Origin of the sequence: Lactobacillus sp. OTU4228 (assembly GCF_001006945.1) — a bacterium.
Lineage (GTDB): Bacteria > Bacillota > Bacilli > Lactobacillales > Lactobacillaceae > Lactobacillus > Lactobacillus amylovorus.
Window position 1 is genome coordinate 57,332 of the sequence record NZ_CDLD01000015.1, and the last position, 11,302, is coordinate 68,633.

The following is an 11,302-nucleotide window of genomic DNA, read 5'->3' on the forward strand; positions in this document are numbered from 1 at the left end:
AGGCACCTTTATGAATCCTAATTTTGAATCAAAGCTAATGACCCTTTTAGACGATCATCGAAGCGAAATCATCGAACTTCGCCGCTACTTACATGAGCATCCCGAAGTCTCTTTCCATGAAAAGAACACCGCTGCTTTTATCAAAGACTATTACAGCAACTTGGACTGTAAGATGAGAGACTGCGGCGACGGCTATGGTATAGTCGTGGACATCAATCCAGATAAACCTGGTAAAAAGTTGGCTTGGCGAGCTGACTTCGATGGCCTCGCTATTCAAGAAGATAATAACTTGCCATTCAAGTCGCAGAATCCAGGTGTCATGCATGCTTGCGGTCACGATGGTCACACCGCATACTTATTAGTTTTAGCCAAATGCTTAATTGAACTAAAAGATGAGATCAACGGCAGTATTCGCATCATTCATCAACCAGCAGAAGAGGTTGCACCTGGTGGCGCGTTATCGATGATCAAAGATGGTGCACTTGACGGTGTCGACGACATTTATGGTATTCATGTAATGAGCACGATGCCAACTGGAACAGTTCAACTTCACTCAGGTCCAACGCAAACCGGACGTGCAAACTTTGACCTAACTTTCACAGGTAAAGGTGGGCATGCTTCGATGCCACAGCTCAGTAATGACGCCATTGTCGCTGGATCATATTTTGTTACGGAATTGCAGACGATTGTGTCAAGACGCCTGAATCCGTTTGATGTCGGCAGTGTTACCATCGGTTCATTTGATGGAGCGGGCAGCTACAATGCGATCAAAGGACAGGTTAAGCTCAAGGGCGATGTGCGTGTGATGAATGAAGATACGCGTAAAAAGATTCGCCAGCAGATTGAGCAAATTGTTAATGGAGTTGATGCTACTTTTGGCGTTGAATCGAAGTTTGACTATGATGACAATTACCCTGTTTTAATTAATGATAAAAAATTGACTGAGAACGCAGAGAAGTGGATTAAGGAGAGCAACATTCCTGAAGTGACGACTGTGAAGGACAGCGGCGTGGTCAATGCATCAGAAGATTTTGCCTACTTTGCTCAGAAAAAGCCAGGCTGTTTCTTCTACGTTGGCTGTCAGCCAGCCGATGGTGGAGACTATCCGCATCACAGTCCTAGCTTTATGATGGATGAGGATTGCTTGATAATTTGTGCTAAATCTGCGGCTAGTGTGATTAGTCATTATTTTGCGTAATTTTCTCTAGACTGACAATTAGAACATCAAAAAACGGCTTACTTGAAAAAGCAAGTCGTCTTTTTTGATTCAAATTAATAACTCAATGCACGGTGACCATCCAATGCCCAATGACGTTGGAAAGTTGCCACACTCATCGAACGTTTAGTGCCAGTCCACGGATCGTTGTAGTACAAAGTGTTGCCGTGATAACCAGTTAAAGCAACTGCATGGTTTGAAAAGCCGTCGAACCAGCCAAACCAAGCCACAACTAGGTGGGAGCGGATCAACTTTTTCTTAATTGCGGCAATACTGCAGTTAGTCATGTTAGTGGCAGTACCAAGATAGTGCTTAACTACAGGTTTAACGCCATTTGGTGCAACCCAGAAGCCCAACGGAAACTTCTTATAAGGTGAACCGATGAAGCCTTTGTTAGGGTTGAGGCTGCGTGGCATGATTTTTGCTGCTTGATCTTTAGTAATGTTCTTACCAGCAAAGTTGATCATCATTGTTACAGCGGTGATTTCACAACCAGTAGGCATTTCAGGACGCTGACAAATCACTTTGGTGTAGTTCTTGATGCCAGTAATATTGCCTGACTTGTTGATCCAGTAGTAGGCGCGGCTAGTTTTAGTATTCTTGAACTTGCGCTTACCGTTTTGACCAAAGTAGCCATAATTGTTTTGCTTGGGAATTTTGCGGACGTCCGTTAGCATGGCGCCAGTTTTATCAAACAAGTACCAATCCTTGTCGATCTTCTTCAAACCCTTGGTTGGCTTGTTGTTGACCACATAGTAGCGCTTGCCGTTTTGACTGATCCAGCGAGCTTTAGGTTGAGTTTGCGGTTTAGTCTCCGGCTGCTTATTAATCTCAGTTTTATTTTCGTTCTTGTCCTGAGCTTGATTCTGGTTTTCATTCTTAGTTTGACTAGAATCAGTGGAACTTGAATTAGTTTGTTCCTTATTATCTGTATTACTGGTTGAGTTATTAGTATTTGAATTTGAACTATTATTAGCGGTAGTTTGGTTTGCGCTTGTTGTAGTATCGGCTAAAGCAGTCTGACTAGTAGTGAGCATTAAACCGGCGCTAAATAAAGTTGCTAAAAGGATTAATTTTTGATGTTTCATTTTTCCTTATTAAATAAACGGTCTCTTGATGCCGGCAATAACGTTGCGTTGACCGTTAACGATCGGTTGGACCATGACACGTGGTGGCCAGCTTTCGATCATGCGGTTATTGCCAAGATAGATTGCAACGTGCCAGATAGTGTGAGTACCTGGTTGGTAGTAAAAGACAAGATCGCCACGTTGACGTTCAGAATATGGAACGCGCTTCAGGTGCTTGTCGGCCCAAAGGTTACGTGAATTCCATTCATTGCCGGGATGGGCATGACCAATTGAACTAGTTGGAGTTGGGCTAATCCCACCAGCGTAGAGACTTTGCATTACAAGACCAGAACAGTCAACGCCGTATGCTGGACTTGAAGAACAACCTGCAAGCTATGGTTTACCCATATATCGGTAGGCTTGGTGAATCATTGCCTCAATATGAGCAGAACGGCCTTGCCAAGCTTGCGCTCTAAGCGGTGCGATGTAGTTATCTATATCATACCATGAAGCATTTGAAAAACCTAACTTTGCCAAGTCTTCAGGTCAACATCATCAGTAGCTGGCAAGTTGTGTCTTCTTTGGAAGTCTTAATTCCTTCATAGCCGCGGTACAAATTGTAGCCGACCGTACCATAAGACTTAACTTGAGTGTAGTGAACTTGATGGTAGCCCTTTGGATTTTGGTAACCCTTGACTGCAGCAAGCAAACTTGTTTTTGCTGGTAAATACAAGCCAGTTGTGGTTCTGACTACTGGAGCCTTGCAATTTGGTGTAATTAGACTTTGAACTAAAAAGTGTTCACCACTTCTAGCGGTGCGAACTGAGTTGGTCAATGCTGCATCGGAATAGGCAGGAGTGGAATGCTTAACACGGATAATCTTTGGACTACGTGAAAAGTAATCAGCCTTGCTGTAGCTGGTAGTTGTTGCACTAGTTGATTGATTTGTTGAGACGTCGCTAGTTGTGTCTGCGGCTTGCACGCTAGTGGTGCAGGCAACGATTCCAATTAAGGCAGAGACAATGGCAATCGTCCACTTATTTTGTTTTTTTTATATCATAACCCCCTTCAAATTTTAAATAATAAAATTTGAAAATTTATTTTACTACTTTGAAAATTGAATAGGTTAGGTTTTTGAAAATGTAATAGAGTATGCGCTTACATTTTAGAAATATGTATAGTCCGGAATAATTGAATTTAGTTTTTATAAGCCTAGACTAAGGGTGTAATGAAAGTGAGTTAAATTCAGAAAGTGATTTATTAGTTGCAGCTAATATTAATAATGTTCACTATTCAGCTACTGTTTACGCTCCAGATGGAACAGCACAAACTATCACTTTAACCAAGAATGATCTTCAATTTGTAGATGCTGATGGCAATGCAATTACTCCAACTAATGCTGGTACTTACACAATTGCATTATCACCATCTGCCGAAACTAGATTGAAGAACTTAACTGGCAACAACGATAACTACACGGGGACATTTAAGACTACTGTAACTTACAATATTGCTTCAACTACTGCTTCTGCAGGATTATCTGGATCTAACCGAAAGGTATTTGATGGATCTGGTGTAACAACTGCACAAATCAATCATGGCGGCAGCATTGAAGTTACATTCACATACCCAGGTAGCACCGATAGTAGTATGTACAAACTTCAAGATGGTGACTATACTTGGAATACATCAGATCATAATGCTCCTAAGAACGATGGTATCTACACGATCACTTTGACTGATAGTGGATTAGATCTCGATGCTTTGAGCATTAGCGGTACTGATACTGTAAGTGGTATTGCATTGTCAGATACAGGAATTCAGGCTAGCGACTTTGATTGGTACTATGCAAGTGGTAATAAGCTTGATGAAGTTCCAAATAATGTGGGCACTTACGAAGCTCGTTTGACAGACAGAGCTTTCATTGCAAAATGCAAATCCAAACTACAGCTTCAGTGAAGTCAACGGTACGATTAAGTACATGATTAATCCAAAAGTTGCTACAGATAAATTAGGAAACAGTAGTACAAAGACTTACAACGGTCAAGGTACCTCAGTCAGCGATATTATTAACTCAGTAACTTGGAATCCAGGTGGTCTAGTAACTGGTGATGACTATGAATGGATGACTAAGAATACTGACGGTACTTACAGTGTTATGATAGGTCTTCCAACTAACGTTGGCCCTTACTACTTGAAGCTTAAGGATAGCGGAATTACTAAGATCAAGAACGCTAATACTAATTACAGCTTTGCAGATGGTGCAATCAGTGGTGAAATGAACAACAAGTTGAACGCAGGACTTCACGGCCAAAATAGCCCAATTGGTGAAAGGGGTCCAATTAGTCCAACTTCTGACGAACAAGCTATTAGTCCTAAGAGCGCAATCTTCAACCATACAACTAATGGCAAGAATGAGTTGCCACAAACTGGTTCAGCGCATGAAGGTCCACTTGCATGGCTTGGTTCATTGTTCGCAGGCTTGAGTCTATTCGGCTTAGCCGCTGACAGAAAGCGCAAGAAGAAGGACGATAATTAATCAAAGAGAAGTCATGGATATATTCCATGGCTTTTTCTTTATGAAAAAATAAAAGCAAATATTAAAAATGTGTTGACAATATGAGAGCTAAATTATAATATAAGATCAAATCAAATAAGAGCGACAAAGAAAAGATAAGTAATTAGCGGTTACCGCCAAAGAGAGCTGCGGATGGTGAAATGCAGTGCGGGAGTACCTAACGAAAATGGTCTTGGAGTCCATTGAAGAGCAAGCGCAAGTAAGCTGTTCACGGGGGATGCCCGATATAGCGTCCGAGTATAACTTCTATTTTTAGAAGCGTACTTAGTGAGGGTATCAGTGTAAGCTGATACTGAATAAGGGTGGTAACACGCTAGTAGCGTCCCTAGACAAGCAATTGTCTAGAGGCGCTTTTTTTGTCCTGTTTTTTTAATAAAGGAGAAGAGAATTATGAGTAGAAATTTAGTACATTATGATATCGTTGGTAGTTTTTTAAGACCTGCAGAATTAAAGCAAGCAAGAGCAGATTTTGCCGCAAAGAAGATTTCTAAGGATGACTTAAAGAAAGTTGAAGACGAAGAAATTAAGAAACTAGTTGCCAAAGAAGAAAAGGCTGGTTTAAAGATCGTCACTGATGGTGAGTTTAGACGAAGCTACTGGCACCTTGATACCTTCTGGGGCTTCGGCGGAATCAAGCATACTAAGCAAGAACACGGTTACTTCTTCCACGATGAAGAAACCCGTAACGATTCGGCCCAAGTTGAAGGTAAGATTGAATTTACTGGTGATCATCCTGATCTCGAAGCCTTTAAGTATTTAAAGAGTATCACTGATAGCAGTGACGTCACTCCTCGTCAAAGCATCCCTTCACCCGCACAATTCTACGCCGAACTCGTTCGTGGTCCAGAAAACGTGACAGCCGTAAAGAAGTTTTACTCTAATGAAGACGAATTACTCGACGATATTTCAAAGGCCTACCGCGATTTAATCCTCGCCCTCTATGATGCAGGTTGCCGCGACGTCAAACTTGATGACTGTACTTGGGGCATGGTTGTCGACGACGACTTCTGGGCAACAATGGTTAAGCAAGGTTTCGACCGTGACGACTTAGAAAAGAAATACCTCCGTGTTAACAACGGTGCTTTAGTCGACTTGCCAGACGACTTACGTGTTTCAACTCACATCTGCCGCGGCAATTACCACTCAACTTGGGCAGCAAAAGGTGGCTACGGTCCAGTTGCTAAATATGTTTTCGCTCAAGAAAACGTCGATGCCTTTTATCTAGAATTCGATAATAAAAGATCTGGTAGCTTCGATCCAATTAAGGAAGTACCAGCAGGAAAAGAAGTTGTTCTTGGCCTTGTAACTAGCAAGAAGCCAGAACTTGAAAAGCCTGACGACCTGATCACTAGAGTTAAAGAAGCCACTCAATTCCACGACTTGCAAGACTTAGCTCTTAGCACCCAATGTGGTTTTGCCTCAACCGAGGAAGGCAACCAATTAACCGAAGAAGAACAATGGAAGAAGATTGCTTTAGTAATCGATACAGCTAAGCAAATCTGGGCATAATTAATGAAAGAGGGGACAAAGCAATGAAGAAAAAACTATGGATTATAGCACAGGTAGTATGGGGATTACTGATTTGCTTTGGCCTCTATGTCTTTGCAAATTTATAATTCTCAATCTGAGCATATTAAACAGGAATTTAGTTAAAAGCTAATATAATTATTTAAAAAGGAGAAAAATACTATGGCAAAAGTCGAGAGTTTCACCTTGGATCACACTAAAGTTAAGGCACCTTACGTTCGTTTAATTACTGTTGAAGAAGGACCAAAAGGCGACAAGATTTCTAACTACGATTTGCGTTTAGTCCAACCTAACAAGAACGCCATTCCAACGGGTGGTTTGCACACCATCGAACACCTGCTTGCAAGTTTACTCCGCGATCGTCTTGACGGCGTTATCGATTGTTCGCCATTCGGCTGTCGGACTGGTTTTCACTTGATCGTTTGGGGCGAGCATTCAACTACTGAAGTTGCAAAAGCTCTTAAGTCCTCCCTTGAAGAAATTCGCGATACCATCACTTGGGAAGACGTTCCAGGAACCACGATTAAGACCTGTGGTAACTATCGCGATCACTCACTCTTTACTGCAAAGGAATGGTGCCGTGACATCCTTGAAGAAGGCATCAGTGACGATCCATTTGAACGTCATGTCATTTAATTAAGTATAAATATTAAGAAAAAGCTAGGTTTTTGTATCTAGCTTTTTTTAGTGTGCATATTTTGTTATACTGAAAACGTATTCAATTTAGAAAGACGTGAGTTTTTTATGTATAAACTAATTGCCTGTGATCTTGATGAAACTCTGATTGATGATGATGCGCATGTCTGTCAGCGTAATATCGATGCGATTAAAGCAGCGACAAAGCTGGGCGTGAAGTTTGTCCCAGCAACTGGACGCGGCTATCGAGCAATTGAGAAGACGCTGGCAGATATCGGTCTGAAGGATAAGGCAAATGAGTATGTGATTTCTTTTAACGGGGGATGCATTACCGAGAACAAGGATAATCGAATTATGAAGTTTCAAGGCTTGGACTTTGCTAAAGCCGACGAACTTTATCGTCTTGGTTTAAAATGCGATGTCTGCATCCACGTATATACCAAGGATATGGTTTATGTCTATAACGCAGATGAAGATGAAATCAAGTATCTGAAACTACGTCACGTTTACAAGATTATTGATGAACCAAATCTTGACTTCTTAAAGGGACAAGACATCGCCAAAGTTTTATACGGTAGTACTGATATGCCATATTTAGAAAAGATAGCTAGTGAAATTAGCAATACTACCAAGGATCTCGACGTGTCATATTCTTCCAACCGTTATCTTGAATTCAACCATCAAGGCGTCAACAAGGGTGAAGGCATGCTCTGGCTTGCTAATAAGCTTGGCATCAAGCCTGAAGAGACGATGGCCTTAGGCGATAACTTTAACGATCTTTCTATGATTAAAGCAGCCGGATTGGGTGTTGGCGTGGCTAATGTTAACCCTAAGATGAAAGACGACTGCGACTATATTACCAAAGCCGATAACAATCAAGGCGGCGTTGGTGAGGCAATTGAAAAATTTGTTTTAGAAAAGTGATGAGGTAAAGATAGATGAAATTTAACAAGAAAATCCTAATGATTTCCGCTGCAACTTTGATGTTGGTTAGTCCTGTAGCAAGTTTGGCTAATGCAAATACTATTTCTGCAGCAAGCGTAAAGAAGGTTTCATACGCAAAGCAGACCACTGTGACGGTTAAGAAAAAGACGCCACAATTGTTCATGGCAACTGGCGGCCGTGCTTTAACCACTGGTAAGTACTACAAGAAAGGTCAAAAATTGACTGTTGATCAATTAGGCGGCATGAATATTTTAGCTAATAGTTCTCCAGATGCTTACCACATTAAGGGTACCGATTATTATGTTTGGGCTAAGGACGTTAAAGCAAAGCGTGCCTTACAAGATATCGATTATACAAGTCGTGGTTTGACTACAGTGCGGACCAATAAGTCTAAGGCACCACTTTACTCATTTTACGCTGAAAAGTCTACTCCAGCTGGCTATGCCTTTATGAAGGGGACTGATTTTAAAGTTAATGGTGCAATGTACTTGTACAATGCTAAAACTGACAAGAGCGAATTGTACTACCATTTGACTAATCATTATCACACCATGGCTAATTTGAAGACTTCACCGGATTTCCCTAACAGATTTAATACGGAGCTAGTTGATACTGGGGATGCCTTTGTGAAGGCTAGCGATGTTAATTTCTTTTCTGGCAAGAAGTTGAAGCCAATTAACACAGCTGCTTCCGCAAAAGATGGTAGCAAGATTGCTATTTTAGAAAATCAGGAAGCTGACTTGAAGGATTTACTTGGCAAAGTAGATAGTGTCAAGAATTCAGTTAAATACAAGTTGTCTAGTTCTCTCAAGCGTGACAATTACGATCTAGCTGTGAGGGATGCACAAACTCAGGTTAACTCAAGAAAGTTAATGTCAACTGCTGAAGCACAATACTTGATCTGGAGCCTTAAGACTTATGAAAGTGAGCTTGATGGTGCCAAGGTGAAGGTTGGCAACATGAATAAGTTGACTTCAAATGAGAAGCTCGCAATTGGTTTGTTGGTGATTTCTGTTTATGGTAAAAACACTGACAAGGAAAGCTTATATGGCTATGCCAAGTTTAATAAGGGCAATGACAAGACCTTTACTTTAACTATTGAAGATATGCATAATCAGAATAAGGTTGTTTCAACCAAGACAATGAAAACTAGTGATTTTGCACAAAAGAGATAAGACGATAAAAAGAGGGATGTATCGATTTGATGCATCCCTTTTAGTTTGTTTATTTTGTTTTTATTTAATCGTTATGGCTTAATTCTTTAAGGCCTGGCAAACTCATCATAACAATGAAACTAATGATGTAGAGGGCTGAAAGAAAGCCCATGACAACCGTTAAATTGTAGTGATCCATCAAGATACCGATGACAACTGATGAGAAACCACCGATTGCACGGCCAATGTTAACGATGATATTGTTAGCTGAAGAACGAATCTCAGTTGGGTAGAGGCGACTGATTACTGCACCGTAACCACCAAACATCCCATTTGAGAAGAAGCCCATGACTGCACCGATGATGAGTAGAGTAGCCATGTTTTGTGCAAGTGATAAAACATAAACCATGACAGCTGAACCGATCAAGAAGATGGCGAAGGCTCTACGTGGACCGAAGTGGTCGAAGATGTTACCGAAGGTCATCATACCGATGCTCATGCCGACGATAGTTGAGATCATCCAAATACTTGAACTAGATACGTTTAAGTTCAATTGCTTTTGTACGATGGTTGGTAACCAGTTCATTAAGCCGAAGTAACCAGCGATTTGGACGGTCATCATGACCATCAAGCCTAAGCTTTGAAAAGCAAGACGTGGGGTTGAAAACATTTTTTTAATGACATCACGTAATAATGAACCTTTTTCATCTTTTTTAGCTTGGAGGAATTGATCGCTTTCATGCAAATGTCTTCTGATAAAGACTGTTAAAATTACTGGGACAATTCCGACCAAGAATAGTGCGTGCCAGCCGGCTGTTGGAATAATCCAAACCGCAATTAATGCCGCAAAGATCGCACCGATTTGACCACCGACTGCCGCAATTGAGGTCATCTTACCAATTCTGCCGCTTTCAAAGTTTTCGGCGATTAAGGCAATGCCTACGCCATATTCACCGCCGGCACCAATACCAGTGAGAAAACGTAAGGCGTATATCTCATAGATGTTGTTGGCAAAAGCCATTAAACCGGTAGCTAGGGCGAAGATTAAAACCGTGTGTGAGAAGGTTTTAACCCGGCCAATCTTGTCACCTAGGATGCCGAAGCAGATACCGCCGACTAGCATCCCTAAGTTAGTGATTGAGGAGATCAACCCTGCGGCTCCACCAGAGAGGTGCAAATCCGCAATCATTGAACTCATTGCAAACGATAAAAAAAAGCACGTCCATGTTTTCAAGCGCAAAACCTGATGAAGTAGAGGCGATGACCCACTTCTGGTTTTTACTTAGTCCATGACTGTGCTGCGTAATATATTTCATATTTAATTCCTCCAAAACGAATGCTCTCTGTCATCCAATTATTTCTTCGTCTGTATATGATACGCTTTTTGAATAAAGAAACAAGGGTTGCTATGAAAAAAAGATCATCCTGTCGTGCTGAAAGAATGATCTGAAAACTTTGTTTTAATGAAAAACGCCCGAAAATCCCCGTATTTTAATGCGGGGATGGATAGGGCCAAGCTGACCTAGCAGTCAGCTTTTTTTATTCTAAAAATAGAGACATATGTTCGCTTATCCTGTAAAATATAAATATCTAATCTATGAGGAGGTGAAATACATGAAAAGAATGAGCAGTTTAGCCTATCATTTTGGCGTTAAGCTTCGCTTTTATCCTAGTTCTAAGCAAAAGAAAATCATTAAACTAAACTATGATGCGCAGCGCTTTGTCTACAACTCTTATGTAGGACGCAATCGAAGCAATTATCATGCTAAGCACTACTTAGCTGTTAGACAATATCAAGCAATGCCTTTTGCCTTTTCTATTCTTAATAATTATGAGACTAGGTTGGCAGAAGAAGTAGTCACTAATAGCGAACTATTGGATAAGCCAAGGAATATTCGTGATACTTATAGCTTTTTGCGTGTTAAAGAAATTGATAGCCTCGCTATTGCCAACGCCATTCAAAATTATCAGAAAGCTTGGAACAACTATCGCAAGATTGGTTATGGAATTCCGACTTTTCACAAAAAACGCAGCGACTGGTCATATCAGACTAACTGTCAATATCCTAAGCAGTCAGAAGCCTATCTTGATAACGGGACAGCTAGATTTATTGATGCTAAACATATTAAATTGCCTAAGCTGGGAATTGTCCGCATTGCTGGTTTTAGAAAACTGATTA

At 40.9% G+C, this 11,302-nt stretch carries 9 protein-coding genes, 2 pseudogenes and 1 other annotated feature; of the genes and pseudogenes, 8 read left to right on the forward strand and 3 right to left on the reverse strand.

Translation table 11 applies throughout. The features are described 5' to 3' along the window. Nucleotides 1–10 precede the first annotated feature (10 nt). Complete coding sequence (locus tag BN1206_RS04765; RefSeq protein ID WP_052542981.1) at nucleotides 11–1,198, forward strand: amidohydrolase; 1,188 nt, start codon at nucleotides 11–13, stop codon at nucleotides 1,196–1,198. Nucleotides 1,199–1,272: 74 nt separating this feature from the next. Here the strand turns inward: BN1206_RS04765 and BN1206_RS04770 are convergent, their stop codons facing one another. Further along, nucleotides 1,273–2,304: a C39 family peptidase gene (locus tag BN1206_RS04770; RefSeq protein WP_052542982.1), complete on the reverse strand. Its 1,032-nt coding sequence runs from the start codon at nucleotides 2,302–2,304 to the stop codon at nucleotides 1,273–1,275. A 9-nt stretch (nucleotides 2,305–2,313) separates the two neighbouring features. Further along, nucleotides 2,314–3,307, reverse strand: a pseudogene (locus BN1206_RS10045) (NlpC/P60 family protein). Nucleotides 3,308–3,615: 308 nt separating this feature from the next. Between BN1206_RS10045 and BN1206_RS10050 the strand changes: the two are divergent. From BN1206_RS10050 to BN1206_RS04800, 6 genes are all read left to right on the forward strand, one after another. Beyond that, nucleotides 3,616–4,242 carry an MBG domain-containing protein gene (locus tag BN1206_RS10050; RefSeq protein ID WP_231575969.1) on the forward strand — a complete coding sequence of 209 codons (627 nt, stop codon included), beginning with the start codon at nucleotides 3,616–3,618 and terminating at the stop codon, nucleotides 4,240–4,242. Then, a complete protein-coding gene (locus BN1206_RS10055) occupies nucleotides 4,208–4,822 on the forward strand; it encodes an MBG domain-containing protein (protein ID WP_231575968.1) in 615 nt (204 codons plus the stop codon). The genes BN1206_RS10050 and BN1206_RS10055 overlap by 35 nt, the downstream gene beginning before the upstream one ends. Before the next feature lie 117 nt (nucleotides 4,823–4,939). Then, nucleotides 4,940–5,191 (forward strand) — a binding site (T-box leader). 60 nt (nucleotides 5,192–5,251) lie between these two features. Continuing rightward, on the forward strand, nucleotides 5,252–6,370 hold the full coding sequence (locus BN1206_RS04785) for a 5-methyltetrahydropteroyltriglutamate--homocysteine S-methyltransferase (protein WP_052542983.1): 1,119 nt from the start codon (nucleotides 5,252–5,254) through the stop codon (nucleotides 6,368–6,370). A 180-nt stretch (nucleotides 6,371–6,550) separates the two neighbouring features. Next, entirely contained in the window at nucleotides 6,551–7,024 is a 474-nt protein-coding gene (locus BN1206_RS04790; protein ID WP_013437854.1) for an S-ribosylhomocysteine lyase, read from the forward strand. Between the two features lie 108 nt (nucleotides 7,025–7,132). Then, nucleotides 7,133–7,948: a Cof-type HAD-IIB family hydrolase gene (locus BN1206_RS04795; RefSeq protein WP_052542984.1), complete on the forward strand. Its 816-nt coding sequence runs from the start codon at nucleotides 7,133–7,135 to the stop codon at nucleotides 7,946–7,948. A gap of 14 nt (nucleotides 7,949–7,962) precedes the next feature. Then, on the forward strand, nucleotides 7,963–9,144 hold the full coding sequence (locus BN1206_RS04800) for a hypothetical protein (protein ID WP_013437856.1): 1,182 nt from the start codon (nucleotides 7,963–7,965) through the stop codon (nucleotides 9,142–9,144). A 64-nt stretch (nucleotides 9,145–9,208) separates the two neighbouring features. Here BN1206_RS04800 and BN1206_RS04805 read toward each other — a convergent pair. Next, nucleotides 9,209–10,439: pseudogene (locus BN1206_RS04805) on the reverse strand (MFS transporter). 298 nt (nucleotides 10,440–10,737) lie between these two features. Between BN1206_RS04805 and BN1206_RS04810 the strand changes: the two are divergent. Further along, nucleotides 10,738–11,302, forward strand: a 565-nt coding sequence (locus BN1206_RS04810; protein ID WP_156172723.1) for a helix-turn-helix domain-containing protein, incomplete at its 3' end; no start/stop codon positions are given.